This window comes from Rhizobium sp. CB3060 (assembly GCF_025200735.1).
In the GTDB taxonomy this organism is placed as follows: domain Bacteria; phylum Pseudomonadota; class Alphaproteobacteria; order Rhizobiales; family Rhizobiaceae; genus Rhizobium.
The window spans coordinates 2,369,161-2,383,855 of sequence record NZ_CP104158.1 but is presented as its reverse complement, the minus strand read 5'-3'; the positions used below and the strand labels follow the sequence as shown (position 1 = coordinate 2,383,855).

Here is a 14,695-nt window from a genome sequence, read left to right as displayed (position 1 = left end):
TTCGGGCCGAAGCGGACGTGAGGACCTTCCAAACTGGGGTGCATAGAGGTACACCCCGCATCCATGAACGCAAGAAATGCGGAAGCGAGCAGGCTAAATGACCACCCAAAATCAAGAGGACGCGGACCGTAAACGGCCTGACGTGCGTGCCGCCGATATCCTCGATCCTAACAATCAAATCGGCAATCGGCTGCGCTCATTCTATGCCGCGGTGCAGGATGAGGCTATCCCGGATCGCTTGCTCGACCTGCTCGAGAAGCTGGATCAGGCCGAACGTTTGGCTTCCGCAAAAGTCTCCGATTAAGGAGGAAGCGTCATGGAACCGCAACCGAGCTTCAAGCGCGAACTCCTGGCTGCTCTGCCGAGCTTACGCGCCTTCGCCATCTCGTTGACCGGCCGCCACGACCGTGCCGATGATCTCGTGCAGGACACGATCATGAAGGCTTGGGCCAAGCAGGACCATTTCGAGATGGGCACGAATATGAAGGCCTGGCTCTTCACCATCCTGCGCAACGAACTCTATAGCCAGATGCGCAAGAGCGGCCGCGAGGTGCAGGACAGTGATGGCCTGTTCACGGAATCGATGGCAACGCATCCCTCGCAGTACGGTGCGCTCGACCTGCAGGATTTCCGCAAGGCGCTGGATCAATTGCCGCCCGATCAGCGCGAAGCCATCATCTTGGTCGGCGCGTCCGGTTTTTCCTATGAGGAAGCCGCCGAAATCTGCGGCTGCGCCGTGGGCACCATCAAGAGCCGGGTCAACCGCGCCCGGCAGCGCCTGCAGGAATTGCTGCAGATTTCCGGAGAAGCCGACTTTGGCCCGGACGCCACCTCAGCGCCTTTGACGTCCAAGGCGTTTGCCTTCTAAATCATGCGATCTGTCCTCGCCTGCTGGCGCGGACGGATTCTGTTGCGCCCATGAGGCTTTAGCGCGCCTGTTTGCCGTGATGTGCGGACTTGTGATGCAGCATGAGCCGATCAAGTCGCCCTAATCATCCCGCCTCTTTGTGCTCATCAAGTTGCCGAACACCAGGGCGGTCGCAATGGCGGCGGTCAGCAGCGGTTGCGACTTTGCAAGGCCGATTGCTGCGACGGCCATGGTTTCCAAGGCGGCGCGGCGTTCGCGGGCACGGCGTTCTTCCTGCTTGTTGATGATCATCATGATGACGAGAACGATCACGGCGAGCACCAGGGCGCCGGCGGCAATCAGCAGCGCCGAAACGGCTGCGCCGTAAATGGTTGCCAGCCAGATGGCGGCCGCTATGAGGGCAAAGGCATAGGCCGTCAGAAAGAGGATAGCGGCGATGCCAATGAAAACACCGCTGCGTTTCGTGCGCGCAACGGTGCGATGCAATGTGCCCGAGAGAAGCAGGCCGAGTAACGGAGCTAGCATTGCGGCTCCTTAACGGCGCGACAGAAGCAGGGCAAACGCCAATCCGAAAGCTGCAGCAGCCCCGATGGTGGCAATGGGGTGTTGGCGCACGGTCCTTCGCATTTCGCGCGTGCCCTTCGCATAGCCGTGCTGCAATTCACGCAGCAGGTCTTCGCCGCGAGCTGTCAAATCCTCAAGCCCGGTTTCGGCGCGCGCGCGCATCGTCTTGCTCTGGATCGCGCTGTTTTCACCGACGATCTTGGCGAAAGCGGCAATTTCGTTGCGCAGATGTTCGATCTGCTCCTCAATGCTGGCTTCGAGGTCATGTAGGCTGCCGCCATTACGCTTAGCTCGCGCCGAATGGAGGATGGTTGCCATGGTCTTGCTCCCTTACGTCGTTAGCGTCTGTGGCCTGGCGCCGCAAAGCTGCGCCGACTTTTGCGATGAGCGAATGCTGCCAGACATGTTGCTGCTGATTGCGCAGAACATTGATCTGGATCACCGATCATCAACGCGGCGATGCAACGAAAAGTTCCGGATTTGACGAAAGGAAGGTCAGTGCGTCAGTGCACTGTGGGCGAGAACGAATGGGACGCCGTCGATGGGTACGCGATTGACCCTGAGCGCACAGCCGAAGACATCCTGCAAATGCTGGTCGGTCAGAACGTCCCCCACGGGGCCTGCTGCTCGCAGCCGTCCGTTCTTGAGCAGGACTATCTGGTCGGCGAAGAGAGCCGTGAGGTTCAGATCATGCATGACGGCGATGACGCCGCCGCCGCGCCGACAGAATTGCCGGGCGAGCGTCATGATGGTCAGTTGATGGCTGATATCGAGGCTGGAGACGGGTTCATCGAGAAGCAGCCAGCAGGGCTTGCCGTCGACGATGGGTTCGGAGATCTGGCATAGCACCCGGGCGAGCTGGACGCGCTGTTGCTCGCCGCCGGAAAGCTCCTGATAAAAGCGCCCTTCGAAGCCGGCGAGATCGACGGAGGAGAGCGCCTCCGCGGCGATGCGATCGGCCTGCTCGGGACGGCTGTTGCGGCCGCTCGTCAGCCCCATGCGGACGATTTCGCGAACGGTGAAGGGAAAAGAGATGGTGCTCGCCTGCGGCAGCACGCCACGCATTTCCGCCAGTTGCCAGGCTTGAAGGCTGCCGATCTCCGATGCGTTGAGGCGCACCGAACCTTGATAGGCGAGCTCCCCCGAAATGGCCTTCATGGTCGTCGTCTTGCCCGAACCGTTCGGCCCGCAGATCGCCGTCAGCGCGCCGGCTTCGGCGGTAAAGCAAACGTCGTGCACGACTGTCTTGCCGGAGAACCGGACGGAAAGGTCAGAGACGTCGATCATCGAAAACTCACAGGCTGAGGCGCGAACGCTGCCGAAGCAGCATCCACAGGAAGAAAGGCCCGCCGACACCAGCGGTGATAATGCCGATCGGCAGTTCGGCAGGCGAGACGACGGTGCGGGCCACCACGTCGGCGATCATGAGCAGCGAGCCGCCGAGCAGGGCGGAGGCCGGCAGCAGAAAGCGATGATCCGGGCCGATCGCCATGCGCAGGATGTGCGGCACGATGATGCCGACGAAGCCAATGCCGCCGCTGACCGCGACGGAGGCGCCGGTTGCGGCCGCAACGCTGACGATAGCAATATTCTTTAGCCGCTGCACGGCGACTCCCATGTGGAAGGCTGCCGCTTCGCCGAGCGTCAGTGCATTGAGACCGCGTGCCATGAAGGGCAGTGGCAGCATGGAGAGGACGATGATCGGTCCGGCGGCGGCGATCTTGGTCCAGGTCGCACCGGCGAGCGACCCCATGCTCCAGAAGGTGAGATCACGCAATTGCCGATCATCTGCCATGTAGATCAGCAGGCCGGTCGCCGCCAGCGCCAGCGCGCCGAGCGCAATACCGGCCAGGAGCATGGTCGCTATGGATGTCTGTCCGTGCCGCGTCGCCACTCTGTAGAGAAGCACGGTCGTGACGAGGCCGCCGATGAAAGCGGCGATCGGCAGGGAAAAGATGCCGAAGAGATGCGCGACGGGGGCAAGGATGCCGCCGCCGAGGACGATCATCCCGACCGCGCCGAGACTGGAACCGGCCGAAATGCCGATCAGGCCGGGATCGGCCAGCGGATTGCGGAACAGGCCCTGCATGACCGCGCCGGAGACTGCGAGACCGCCACCGATCAGGAATCCGAGAATGGCGCGGGGGAGGCGGATGTCGAAGATGATGATACGGTCGCGGCTGCTCAATGCGCTGTCCGCACCGCCGCTTATCATGCTGCCGATGACGTCGACGATCGAGGCATCGGAGGCGCCGGTCGTGATCGAAAACGAGAACGCAAGGAAGGCGGAGATCACGAGGCCAGCCAAAACGAAGAGGGAGAGCGCAGTACGGTCGCCCTCGTGATGACGGCGGTCCCTTCTGTGCGACATGCGCTTCAGCCCCGGCATGACCTCGTTGAGCGCCACCTCAGCCTCCGTAGATCGCGGCGTTCAGCTCGCGCACGGCGCTGGCGGTACGCGGCCCGAAGCCGAGCAGGTGCAGGCCGTCCATGCGGATGATCGCCTTGTGGCTCGCCGCGGGCGTCAGCGAAATCGCCGGCTGCTTCAAGAGGTCGTCCTCTTTTATCGACAGCGGACCTTCGCGATCCATGATCAGGATGACGTCCGGCTTGGCCTCGATGATCGCTTCGTCGGTCAGTGGCTTGTAGCCCGAAAAACTGTCGACGGCATTGATGGCGCCGGCAAGCTTGATGATGCCGTCGGCGGCGGTGGCGCCGCCGGAAGCGAGGATCTTGCCGTTCTGGTTGCTCAGGATGAATAGCACGCGTTTGCGTTCGGCTTCAGGGCGTTTCCCGGAGTCTGTAATCGCAGCGTCGAGATCGGCGGCAACCTTGTCTTCGCGCGCCTTCGCCTTATCCGGCACGCCGAGCAGCGAGCCGACGACGTCGATCTTCTTCAAGATGCCGTCGCGGTCATAAGTTTGCGGTACGGTTTCGAAAGGCACGCTGGCATTGCGCAGCACCGTAAGAGCCTCCGGCGGGCCGGAGCCGTCCACCGCGATGATGGCAGTCGGATTGACGGCTAGGATGCCCTCCGGCGATAGCGCGCGCATATAGCCGACATCAGGCAGCTTGGCTGCCGATTCCGGATACATGCTGGTGGAGTCGCGGGCGATCAGCCTGCCTTCCTCGCCGAGTGCGTAGACGATCTCGGTGACATCGCCGCCAATCGAGACCAGGCGAGACGTGTCGATCTTCGGCGCTTCCGCGGCATGGGCACGCTCGACCAGGCTATAGCCGCCCTTGACCGGGCTTGCGGGGACCAGTGGTAGAGTCATCACCAGCGCCGTCAGCGCGATTTCCCACGGCTTGATGCGCTTGAGGTTCTTCAACATCGTCATGGCCCGATCCTTACGCGGCGACGCTGGCGTCGGCCTTCGGCAGGTTCTCGATGATGGCGCGCCAGTCGGGACGCTCGTCGAAGCCTTCCTTCCGCTTGCCGAAGAACTGGATGATCATCTCGCCTTTGGCGTTGTAGGCTTCGAGCGAGGTGACGTGACCGTCCTTCGTCGGCTTGCGCACGGCCCAGGCCTCGGCAATGTGATCCTGGCGCAGATGCAGATGGAAGGTAGGGTCCATGATGTTGATCCAGGGCCCCATGGCCTGGACGTTGAAAATCGGCCCGGAATGGATCTGCACGATGCCGTCATTGGCGACGAAGCACATGATAGGCAGACCTTCGCGAACGGAAGCATGCATCATCTCAGCGACCGCGTTCGTCTCCAACTTCCAGGCATAATCGTCGCCGACCGTGCGGATCGCCGCCTGGCGGCCGATCTTCAGCTTTTTCAGCATGCCGAAGAATTCATGCGTGTCCGTCATGCGGCTCCAGTGGTCGCGCAGTTCGTCCCGGCTGACATCGCCGTCGATCTCGCCGTTATCGTAGCCCGAGCGATCCTCTAAAAAATCCTGCGACTGATCTTCGAGCCGCAGTTCGGCGACGATGGCGTGATAGGCCTCGACATTCGAGGCGGGGCGCAAATGCACCTTATGAACGGCGTCGCCGGCCTTATCGAAGAATTGCAGGCTGAGCCGCTGCTGGTCGCCATCCGTCTTGGTGACGGCGAAGGCATGCGCCCAGCGCTTCGGGAAGATGCGCAGATCGATGTTTTCGCCGAGCACGATGGCCGCCTGCACGCCTGATTTGATGTTTTCGTAAGCCCCGATCTTTTCATGCACGGCGCTTTCGTTGCGCGACAGCGCCAGGACTTCGCCGAGGGAAGCGACGTGGGCAAGGAACCGGTGGGCATCGGCATCGATACGAATAGCGGAAATGCCGACTTCCGCGGCAACTAGCGCCGCTTCGGAAACGCCCAATCGAGCGGCGATATCGCGCTCGCGCATTTTCGAATTTTCGGCGCGGAAGGCGCGGATATCGGCTGGGGCCAATCGGATCGTTTCTCTAGTCGTCTCAGTCATCTGCAATGCCTATTTGTTGAGAATGAGTTTGCCTTGGCGCGTGATTTTCATCCGGTAGATGATGCCCTCGTGCCTGATCATGATTTCAGTCTGGCCACGAAAAATATCCGTGCTCTCGACAATTCTAATGTGCGGTGCGGCTGTTGGCGGCACCGGCTGTATTGGTGTTTTCTCAGCAATCATCCTGCTTGGTTTGGCCTGAAAATTCATAGGAAGCCGGGTTCTGGTCCGGCCAGATTTATCTTGACTCACATACTCAATGTTTTCTAAAGACGCAATAGAAGACTGTAAGAGTCAAGTTTAAATTTTGGGCGATGCGCGCAGGAGCATCGATGTTCGATTCGCGTCCGCCAGCAGATATTCAGGAGAGATTGCCGATGCCGACGAAAACGATTTTGGCGCTGGCTGCCGGCGGGCTGTTCACCATTGCCTCCTGCCTCCCGGCCTTCGCGCAAGATGCGACCGCGGCTTCGGCGAATGCGCCGAAGCTCAGTGTCGAACTTAATGCGCTCGTGCCGTCTCAGAAGGGCTGCATGATGACCTTCGTCGCGGAAAACGATCTGGCAACACCGATCGGCAAGATCTCCTTCGAGCTTGCCTTCTTCAACGACAAGAATGCGGTCGACCGCGTGACCGTTCTTGATTTTCGCGACCTGCCGGTCGGCAAGAAGCGGGTGCGGCAATTTGATATGCCCGGTGTGAAGTGCGAGAGTGTCAGCCGCATCATCATCAACGATACGCCGGTGTGCGATGGTCCGGCGGCGGGGCAGTGTAAGGCCGCGCTCACGACGCGTTCACAGCTTTCCGTTCCTTTCGAAGGCTGAGACTATGGCCTCGCGCTCGGTCAAGGTTTCCATCGAGCGTCGCCGCGCCGGCGGTGACATGAATGACAACAATCCGAGTGTGCTTCCCGGCCACGAGCTAGCCGGCCTTGACGGCCTGCCGAGCCCGCCGGCCGCCGAGGCGGTTGTTCATTACAGCCGCTTTGCCCAGATTGGTTCGTTTCCTGCCCATCCGAGTGAGCCCGTGGCGGATGCGTCGGGGCCGCCCAGCATGGATCTGTCGGCGGAGAGACCGGATCGCGTCCTCGCGCTGGGTAAGAGAACAGTCACCTTCGCCTGCGTAGGCTCCTTCCTCTTTCACGCTGCCATTGTCGCCGCTTTGTTGGTGACGATGGTTGCAACGCCCGAAGATGCTGTGGAAGAGGCAGGCGATACCGTCAGCGTCATCATGCTCGGCAGCTCCGATATGGACCAGATGTCGGCAGGCGAGGAAAGCAAGGACCCGCAGCCCGAAGAGATAACGGCAGATGCCGTGCAGCCGGAGACGGTGCAGCCAGCCGATGTAACGCCCGCAGAAACGGAAGCTGTTCAGCCGATGCCTCAAACCATGGAGGCCGCACAGCCGTCGCAACAGGTGTCCCCGGAAACGGTCGTCAGCCCGGAGCCGGAGGTGCTGGCGACGCAGGCGCCGGCCGAGACGACAGTGGTTCAGCCGATGACGGCATCTGTCCAGCCGACAGATGCTGAGTCTACCGAAGTCCGACCCGCGGAACCGGTTGAAGTGCAGCCGACGGAAACTGCACAAGCGGCCATACCGCCCACTGAAGTGGTGACCCCGGTCGAAAAACCGGCTCAACAAGCCAAGCCTGTCGAGAAGCCGAAAGACGTCGTCAAGAAGCCGGTGCCGAAGGCCGTAAAGAAGGCCGGCTCGGGCGGTGAGAGCGAGCAGGATTCGAAGAAGGGTTCTGCAGAAGGCACCGAAACCGCGCAGTCGAATACCAATTCGCTAACCGATGGCCAGCGCAGCGGCTCAGGCAGTGCGGCCGTTGCCAATTATCCAGGCAAAGTGCAGTCCCGCATTCGCCGCGCTGTCCGCCTGTCGTCGAAATACGAAAAGGGCATAACGGTTCGTGTGCGTCTGACGATCGGTTCGGGCGGTGAGCTCAGTTCCCTCTCCGTAGCGCGGAGTTCCGGCATTCCTGAACTGGATGAAGCCGTTACCGATGGTGTTCGCCGCGCCGCGCCGTTTCCGCCGCTGCCACCGGAATGGGGCAAGCCTAGCTGGTCCTTCACGCAAGAGGTTCAGGTGACAGGGCGATAGCCAGCAATAAAATATGACATAAATTATCAACTTTATACTTTACTGCAAAAATCAACTTTAATATGGTCCGCTTGCGCTCGCCGGAATCGAGCGCGCAAGAGCAACCAGCAAACGGGTGATGCATGGCGCGTAAGGGGAAAAAGGATTTTGGCCGCGATAGCAGCGAGGCGCAAACGCCGGCGCAGGTATCGGCAAGATCCAGTCTCGACGGGCGCAGTTTCCTTTATGTCGGCGGCCGGGATTGCCAGGTGGCGCATCTTCGTCAGATCGCCAGCAGTTTTGGCGCTGAGCTGATCCACCACGACGGCGGCTTGCGCGAGGCCGTGTCGCGCATCGACACCGTGCTGCCCTCCGTCGACTGCGTCTTCTGCCCGATCGACTGTATCAGTCACGATGCCTGCCTGCGGGTGAAGACCGGCTGCAAGAAATTCGGCAAGGCTTTCATACCCTTGCGCAACGGCAGCAAGTCGAGCCTCGAGCGGGCGCTACAGACGATGAACGAACGAGACAATTCCCGATGACTGACAAAGGCCCTGACGGGTTCATGATGATCGGCCTGCACAGGCTGGCCTCGCAGAAGGGCGACGGCTTGGTGCCGGAACTCTACGAGCTGCTGATGCGCCGCGCCGAAGAGCGACGGCAGGCTCCGAACGTGACGGCTTTTCCCTTTTGGCAAACGCGGCTTCCAGGCGAAGAACCGGAGACGCCGCTCGGCATTTCTGCGCGCGACGGCACGAATGTCATTGCCTTTACACAGCAGCCGGGCAAAACTGCCGAGCGCCGCAAGAAGGTCTGACTGTCGGGAGATCCAGCCATGTATATTGCGATGAACCGCTTCAAGGTCGTCATCGGTTCCGAGAGCGCTTTTGAAGCCGTCTGGAAAGGTCGCGATTCACGGTTGGAAGAGGTCCCGGGTTTCGTAGAATTCCGCCTGCTGCGCGGCGGCACAAATGTGGAAGAGGGCTTTACGCTGTTTTCCTCGCATACGATCTGGCGCACCGAAGAGGATTTCCTCAACTGGACCAAATCCGAGAATTTCCGCATGGCGCACCGCAACGCCGGAGATAACAAGGCGCTCTATTGGGGACCGCCTCGCTTCGAGGGATTCAATGTGGTCGCCGGGGTTTGACGGCGTCGCTACATATCAGTCAGGCGAGATAATCGGCGGTTCTTCAAGCTTCCGTCACGGCTCTTTTAAAGAACGCTCCCAGAGCCACCACAGCCCAACCCGCTATCATGCCGAGCCCTCCTGTTGGTGCGGCCAATGGGAAAAGCGAGTCACCGCCGAAATGGCGGCTGATGAGATCGCCGGCAAAGATCAGTGTTCCCAACCCAAGCAGCACCGCCGCCACCGGCGCGGTGCGGATGCGATCGTATCCGGCATAGAGGGCAAGCAGGGCAGGGGCATGGGCCAGGCACATGGTTGCGGCAGAGCCGAGAAAATGCGCATCGCCGCCATGGGATGCTGCCGCCGCAAGCGCGACACCGGCGCCGCCGAGAATGCCGGCGACAAACAGGGTGAGCGGACGGATTGTGGCGCTGAAGCTCATGTCTTTTCTCATTCCCGGTTCTGCATATGAAAGGCGAGGCGCTCGATCGGCTCCCAGATGATGGCCCGAAGCTTCTCGTTCTCGATGGTTTCGTCCATGGCGCGGCGGAAGCAGAGGAGCCATTCGTCGCGTTCGCTAGGCCCAATCGCGGCAACGAAATGGCGGCTGCGCAGGCGCGGATGACCGCGCTTTTCGATATAGAGCTGCGGTCCGCCAAGATAGCCGGTCAGATATTCGTAGAGCTTTTCTTCGGAGCCTTCGAGGCTTGGCGGATGCACGGCGCGGCAGTTTGCTGCTTCCGGCAACGTATCCATTAGTTCGTAGAAGCGCGCCGTCAGCGCCCGCACGGTCCGGTCGCCGCCGATTGCCTGGTAAAGTGTGATGGTCTCTTCGCTCAAATGCCGGCCCCCATTCGCTGCGCTCTACATGGCAACTCGTGAGGCTGGCTGCAACTGTCGATAGCCTGCATGCGGCGTTTCGGCGCTGCGGTGGCATGATCTTGTTTAAAAGCTGCTCCGCATCTTCCGAGATCGTGCGTTATTCGGCCGCCATCAGATGGAAACTGTCGCTTTCCCCGGGGATGAGTTCGAGCGGCCAGATCGTCTGGCGCGTCTTCCTGGGATATTCCTGGCTGTAGGCGGGCATGCCGGAAAGCAGGATTTCGGCCAGTTCGACGCCAAGGTCGTGCAGTGAGGTGCGAAAGCAGGTCAGCGCCGGCTGCAGGAATTTGGCGCGCGGCGCCTCGCGGAAGCTGACGACGGCAATATCGCGTCCCGGAATGATGCCGGCTTCCATCATGCGCCGATAGAGGCCGATAGCCATCAGTTCGTAGATCAGGATCACGGCCGTTGGCCTTTGTTCGAGCCGCAACAGCTCGTCGGCGACTTGATACCCACCCTGTTCGCTCGATTTGGCGCGAATGACCAAGGCCGGGTCGTAGGCGATGCGATGCCGCTCCAGCGCGCGGCGATAGCCTTCCACGAAAACGAAGCCGAGATTGATGTCGCTAGCGGGGGCGCTGATGGCGATGCGGCGATGTCCATGCGCCACGAGCCGGTCGACTGCGCAGTTGACGACGCCGTCGAAATCGAGGTCTGCCCATGGATGCTGCGTGCCCGAAAGGCTGCGCCCGAGTGCTACGAAAGGGATCTTCGCCTTGGCGAGCAAGTCGAAACGCTTGTCGACGCGATGCGTCTCCGAAATGATGAGCGCATCGGCGATGCGTCTCGCCACCATGCGCTTCAGATATTCATAGGGGTCTTCGTCATGCGGACAGGGCAACATGATCAGATCGAGCTTGTGGCGCGACAATACGCTCTGCAGCCCGCCTGTTACGGTCAAAAAGAAATTATCGCTGTTTTCAACAGTCTCCCTGCTGGATTGGATCATCAGCCCAATGACGTTCGTCGTGCCTTGCCGCAGGCTGCGCCCTGATTGGTTCGCCACATAGCCAAGCTGTTCTGCGGCGGCGAGTACGCGCTTGCGGGTCTCCTCGTTGACATCAGGCTTGCCGTTCAACGCGCGTGATACTGTGCCGATCGAGATATCGAGATGCTCGGCAAGCTGACGAATTCCCTTCATCGGCTGCGGTCTTCCTCCATGCGCCATTTTCCATAGTCCTCCTCTATTGACACAGGAAAATCTTTTCGCATAGTATCGTAAACGTTTACGGAGCGCGTGTCATGAGGGGTTACGCACCGCCCGCTGGAGGACATCGTGAAATTTAATGCCATTTTGTGCGGGTGCGGAGCTATGTCCAAGGGCTGGCTCAGGGCCATCACCTTGACGCCGGCGCTTGCCGAATCCATTCAGATCGTCGGCCTGGTCGACCTCAATCGGGCGACGGCGGAAGGTCTTGCGAAGGAATTTGGTCTTGAACATGCCGTCATCGGCTCGGACCTTGCCGAGGTTATCGCCGCGACCAAGGCCGATCTGGTGTTCGACGTCGTCATCCCCGCCGCCCGTTTCGGTGTCGTATCGACGGCCCTGAAGGCCGGTTGCCATGTCCTGAGTGAAAAACCGATGGCAACCTCGCTCGCCGAGGGCGCCGCCCTTATCGATCTCGCCGCCGAGACCGGCAGGGTGCATGCCATCATCCAGAACCGCCGCTTCATCTCCGGCGTGCGCCGCATGCGACGCTTTGTGGAGGAGGGGGCGATCGGCGAACTTACGGGCGTCCATTGCGATTTCTTCCTCGGCCCCCATTTCGGCGGGTTTCGTGAGGAGATGGACAATGTGCTGCTGCTCGACATGGCGATCCATACTTTCGATGCCGCCCGCTTCGTTTCCGGCAAGGTGCCTGTCTCGGTCTACTGCGTAGAAAAGAACCCGGTGGGGTCCTGGTACAAGCATGGCGCATCGGCCCATGCTCTCTTCGATTTTTCCGACGATGTCGTCTTCAGCTATCGCGGCTCCTGGTGTGCCGAAGGTAAGCGTACGAGCTGGGAGAGCCAATGGCGCCTCACCGGCAGCAAGGGCATGCTGACCTGGGACGGCGAGGAGCATTTCGAAGCCAGTGTCGCCGGCAACGAACCGGGGCTGTTGCATGGCTTCACCCCGATCGAGGTTCTCGGCCCGAAGCATGAAGAAGAGACGCATGGCCATGCCAGCGTTATCGCCTCCTTCATCGAAGCGATCAAAACCGGCAAGCCGCCCGAGACCGTAAGCAGTGACAACATTCGCAGCCTCGCCATGGTTCTCGGCGCGATCGAGAGCGCCCAGACGGGCCGGCGCGTCGATATTTCAGCACAAGGACAGTGACATCATGACAAATCCGGCAAAGGCCATCCGCATCGGCACGATGATCAGGGCGACGAACGAGGATGCCGCCAAGGGCATCGCCAAGATCGCCGATCTGGGCTTCGAAAGCTTTGAACCCTTCTTCTGGCAGACGACCAACGGCCAGAACCTTGCGGAACTCGGCAAACGCTGCATCGCCGCCATCGGCGACCGCGACATCACCATTTCGACGATCGGCATGTTCGGCAATCCGCTCGAAAGCACCGAGCTCGACCAGCAGACGCTGCAGGGCTGGAAGGATTGCATCGACAACGCCCATCATTTCGGCGCCACCTGCGTTGCAGGTTTTACCGGCCGCATCCGCAACAAGCCGCTCACCGACAGCCTGCCGCGCTACAAGCAGGTGTGGAGCGAACTTGCCAAGCGCGCCGCTGACAAAGGCATCAAGATCGCCTTTGAAAATTGCGCCATGGATGGCAACTGGGCCACCGGCGACTGGAACATCGCGCATAACCCCGATGCCTGGGAATTGATGTTCAACGAGACGCCCGACGACAATCTCGGCCTGGAGTGGGAGCCGTGCCATCAGATGGTCTATCTGATCGAGCCGCTGCCGCAGATCCGTAAATGGGCAAAGAAGATCTTCCACGTCCATGGCAAGGATGCGACGATCCGCTGGGACGTCATCCGCGAACACGGCATTTTCGGCAAGGAGAAGTTCGTCTTCATGCGCACGCCGGGCTTTGGCGACAGCAATTGGACGGACATCATCTCCGAGCTGCGCCTGGCCGGCTGGTCCGGTTCGATCGACATCGAAGGCTGGCATGATCCGGTTTATCGCGATGCGCTGGAAATGACTGGCCAGATCCACGGTCTGAACTATCTGAAGAAGAGTCGCGGTGGCGAATTCGTCGAATAGGACGCGACCGTTTGGATCGGGATCGATTTAAGAAAAGAGTTGTGCGTTAATCGAGGGGCTGGAGCGGCGCTTTGTAACGCTCCAGACCGGCCCGGACATCGAAACGGAGGAGCGTTGAGAGGTCTGAAGACTGTTTGCCGGGCTAGGTTGGCGGACAGACGTAAAGTCGAGAGGAACGCGCCGACAGGCATCGCGAGCCATGCCGTCGGACGGGTACCGTCAGGTTCGCGAAGTGGAGGAGAATATATGAACATGTTTTCGAAGCTGGCGCTCACCGCCGGCATGTCGCTCCTGTTGGCTGCCGGTGTGGCGCAAGCCCAGGGCAAGACATTTAACGTCTGGTGGTACGAGCTGCCGGATACTGCCCAGGCCAAGGCATGGACGCAGGCGCTGGGCGAACTGAAAGCCAAGCATCCCGACATCACTATCAATTTCGAACAGAAGACCTTCGAGCAGCTACAGAAGGCTGGCAGCCTCATCCTTAATTCGGATCAGGCGCCGGACGTGCTCGAATATAACAAGGGTAACGCCACGGCCGGCCTCGTCGCTTCGCAGGGGCTGCTGACGCCGCTCGACGATGAATTCAAGTCGCGCGGTTGGGACAAGATCCTCAACGAAACCAATACGCAGCTCAGCAAATATGATGAGAACGGCATCTATGGCTCCGGCCCGATGATCGGCATTCCTGCCTACGCCGAATTCGTCTCGGTATTCTATAATATCGACATGTTCCAGGCCAATGGCGTGAAGGTGCCCACCACCCTGGACGAGTTCGAGGCCGCTCTCGATACTTTCAAGAAGAAGGGCATTACGCCGCTCGCCTATGGCACGGTCGATTCCAACGCGCAGCATCTGCTTTACACGCTGGCGCTGACGCAGGCGGATGACACCTGGGTCAAGAACTACCAGGGCCTCAAGGCGCCGCTCGACACCAAGCCCTTCCTGTTTGCTGCTCAGAAGATCGTCGACTGGGTCAGCAAGGGTTACATCTCCAAGGATTCGACCGGTCTCAAGGGCACCGGCGGTGCCGATAACCTGTTCTCGTCCGGTAAATCGCCGATGTTTGTCAGCGGCACCTGGAACAACGGCAATTTCGCGACCAATATCAAGAACTTCAAGTGGAGCCAGTTCATCTTCCCGACGCCGAAATACAGCACCGGCTCCACGGGCAGCATGTTCATGGTGCCGAAGAGCGCCAAGAACAAGGATCTTTCCTATGAGTTCATCGATCTGGTGTTGAGCAAGACAAACCAGAACGCGCAGGCAAATCTTGGCGGTGTCGCCATTGCCGCCGATCCGGCCGCCATCACCGATGAAGTCGGCAAGCGCAACGTGGAGCTTTTCAACCAGATTTCCAGCAAGGGTGGCCTCGGCTTCTATCCGGACTGGCCGGTGCCTGGCTATTACGAGCTTCTCATCCAGGCAACCACCGGTCTGGTGAATGGCTCGGCGACGCCCGATCAGTTCGTCGCGCGCCTGAAGAAGGCCTACGACGACGTGCAGGCGGCTCAATAAAACCATCGGCGGCAATTC

20 protein-coding genes are annotated in these 14,695 nt (G+C 60.3%); 10 read left to right on the top strand and 10 right to left on the bottom strand.

What is annotated here, in order from left to right:
• Positions 1–97: 97 nt before the first annotated feature.
• The gene (locus tag N2601_RS11605) at positions 98–304 is read left to right on the top strand and encodes a NepR family anti-sigma factor (protein ID WP_028751877.1); all 207 of its coding nucleotides are present in this window, start codon (positions 98–100) and stop codon (positions 302–304) included.
• Positions 305–316: 12 nt separating this feature from the next.
• Entirely contained in the window at positions 317–868 is a 552-nt protein-coding gene (locus N2601_RS11600) for an RNA polymerase sigma factor (protein WP_104823976.1), read from the top strand.
• Positions 869–988: 120 nt separating this feature from the next.
• Here the strand turns inward: N2601_RS11600 and N2601_RS11595 are convergent, their stop codons facing one another.
• From N2601_RS11595 to hemP, 7 genes are all read right to left on the bottom strand, one after another.
• Positions 989–1,393: a hypothetical protein gene (locus N2601_RS11595; RefSeq protein WP_104823975.1), complete on the bottom strand. Its 405-nt coding sequence runs from the start codon at positions 1,391–1,393 to the stop codon at positions 989–991.
• A gap of 9 nt (positions 1,394–1,402) precedes the next feature.
• Positions 1,403–1,750, bottom strand: coding sequence for a DUF883 family protein (locus N2601_RS11590; RefSeq protein WP_104823974.1), 348 nt, complete (start codon positions 1,748–1,750; stop codon positions 1,403–1,405).
• 177 nt (positions 1,751–1,927) lie between these two features.
• Positions 1,928–2,719 (bottom strand): heme ABC transporter ATP-binding protein, encoded by a 792-nt coding sequence (locus tag N2601_RS11585; protein WP_104823973.1) that lies wholly within the window; start codon positions 2,717–2,719, stop codon positions 1,928–1,930.
• Positions 2,720–2,726: 7 nt separating this feature from the next.
• Positions 2,727–3,821, bottom strand: a complete 1,095-nt coding sequence (locus N2601_RS11580; protein ID WP_104825178.1) for a FecCD family ABC transporter permease — start codon at positions 3,819–3,821, stop codon at positions 2,727–2,729.
• A 19-nt stretch (positions 3,822–3,840) separates the two neighbouring features.
• The gene (locus tag N2601_RS11575) at positions 3,841–4,773 is read right to left on the bottom strand and encodes a heme/hemin ABC transporter substrate-binding protein (RefSeq protein WP_260303091.1); all 933 of its coding nucleotides are present in this window, start codon (positions 4,771–4,773) and stop codon (positions 3,841–3,843) included.
• A gap of 10 nt (positions 4,774–4,783) precedes the next feature.
• A complete protein-coding gene (locus tag N2601_RS11570; protein ID WP_104823971.1) occupies positions 4,784–5,851 on the bottom strand; it encodes a hemin-degrading factor in 1,068 nt (355 codons plus the stop codon).
• A 9-nt stretch (positions 5,852–5,860) separates the two neighbouring features.
• Positions 5,861–6,034 carry a hemin uptake protein HemP gene (hemP, locus tag N2601_RS11565; protein ID WP_104823970.1) on the bottom strand — a complete coding sequence of 58 codons (174 nt, stop codon included), beginning with the start codon at positions 6,032–6,034 and terminating at the stop codon, positions 5,861–5,863.
• Between the two features lie 194 nt (positions 6,035–6,228).
• Between hemP and N2601_RS11560 the strand changes: the two genes are divergently transcribed.
• The 5 genes from N2601_RS11560 (at position 6,229) to N2601_RS11540 (ending at position 9,083) form a co-directional block, all read left to right on the top strand.
• Complete coding sequence (locus tag N2601_RS11560) at positions 6,229–6,675, top strand: hypothetical protein (protein WP_104825177.1); 447 nt, start codon at positions 6,229–6,231, stop codon at positions 6,673–6,675.
• 4 nt (positions 6,676–6,679) lie between these two features.
• Positions 6,680–7,954, top strand: coding sequence for an energy transducer TonB family protein (locus N2601_RS11555; RefSeq protein WP_104823969.1), 1,275 nt, complete (start codon positions 6,680–6,682; stop codon positions 7,952–7,954).
• Between the two features lie 122 nt (positions 7,955–8,076).
• On the top strand, positions 8,077–8,475 hold the full coding sequence (locus N2601_RS11550; RefSeq protein WP_104823968.1) for a DUF2325 domain-containing protein: 399 nt from the start codon (positions 8,077–8,079) through the stop codon (positions 8,473–8,475).
• Positions 8,472–8,750 (top strand): hypothetical protein, encoded by a 279-nt coding sequence (locus N2601_RS11545; RefSeq protein ID WP_104823967.1) that lies wholly within the window; start codon positions 8,472–8,474, stop codon positions 8,748–8,750. Before N2601_RS11550 ends, N2601_RS11545 begins: the two co-directional genes overlap by 4 nt.
• An 18-nt stretch (positions 8,751–8,768) precedes the next feature.
• The gene (locus N2601_RS11540) at positions 8,769–9,083 is read left to right on the top strand and encodes an antibiotic biosynthesis monooxygenase family protein (protein ID WP_104823966.1); all 315 of its coding nucleotides are present in this window, start codon (positions 8,769–8,771) and stop codon (positions 9,081–9,083) included.
• Positions 9,084–9,126: 43 nt separating this feature from the next.
• Here N2601_RS11540 and N2601_RS11535 read toward each other — a convergent pair whose 3' ends face one another.
• The 3 genes from N2601_RS11535 to N2601_RS11525 form a co-directional block, all read right to left on the bottom strand.
• Positions 9,127–9,504 carry a DUF423 domain-containing protein gene (locus N2601_RS11535; protein ID WP_104823965.1) on the bottom strand — a complete coding sequence of 126 codons (378 nt, stop codon included), beginning with the start codon at positions 9,502–9,504 and terminating at the stop codon, positions 9,127–9,129.
• An 8-nt stretch (positions 9,505–9,512) separates the two neighbouring features.
• A complete protein-coding gene (locus N2601_RS11530) occupies positions 9,513–9,902 on the bottom strand; it encodes a group II truncated hemoglobin (protein ID WP_104823964.1) in 390 nt (129 codons plus the stop codon).
• 139 nt (positions 9,903–10,041) lie between these two features.
• Positions 10,042–11,085: a substrate-binding domain-containing protein gene (locus N2601_RS11525; protein ID WP_104823963.1), complete on the bottom strand. Its 1,044-nt coding sequence runs from the start codon at positions 11,083–11,085 to the stop codon at positions 10,042–10,044.
• Positions 11,086–11,220: 135 nt separating this feature from the next.
• Between N2601_RS11525 and N2601_RS11520 the strand changes: the two genes are divergently transcribed.
• The 3 genes from N2601_RS11520 (at position 11,221) to N2601_RS11510 (ending at position 14,677) form a co-directional block, all read left to right on the top strand.
• Positions 11,221–12,264, top strand: a complete 1,044-nt coding sequence (locus N2601_RS11520; protein WP_104823962.1) for a Gfo/Idh/MocA family protein — start codon at positions 11,221–11,223, stop codon at positions 12,262–12,264.
• A gap of 4 nt (positions 12,265–12,268) precedes the next feature.
• On the top strand, positions 12,269–13,162 hold the full coding sequence (locus N2601_RS11515) for a sugar phosphate isomerase/epimerase family protein (RefSeq protein WP_104823961.1): 894 nt from the start codon (positions 12,269–12,271) through the stop codon (positions 13,160–13,162).
• Positions 13,163–13,408: 246 nt separating this feature from the next.
• Positions 13,409–14,677 (top strand): ABC transporter substrate-binding protein, encoded by a 1,269-nt coding sequence (locus N2601_RS11510; protein WP_104823960.1) that lies wholly within the window; start codon positions 13,409–13,411, stop codon positions 14,675–14,677.
• The last annotated feature ends 18 nt before the right edge of the window (positions 14,678–14,695 follow it).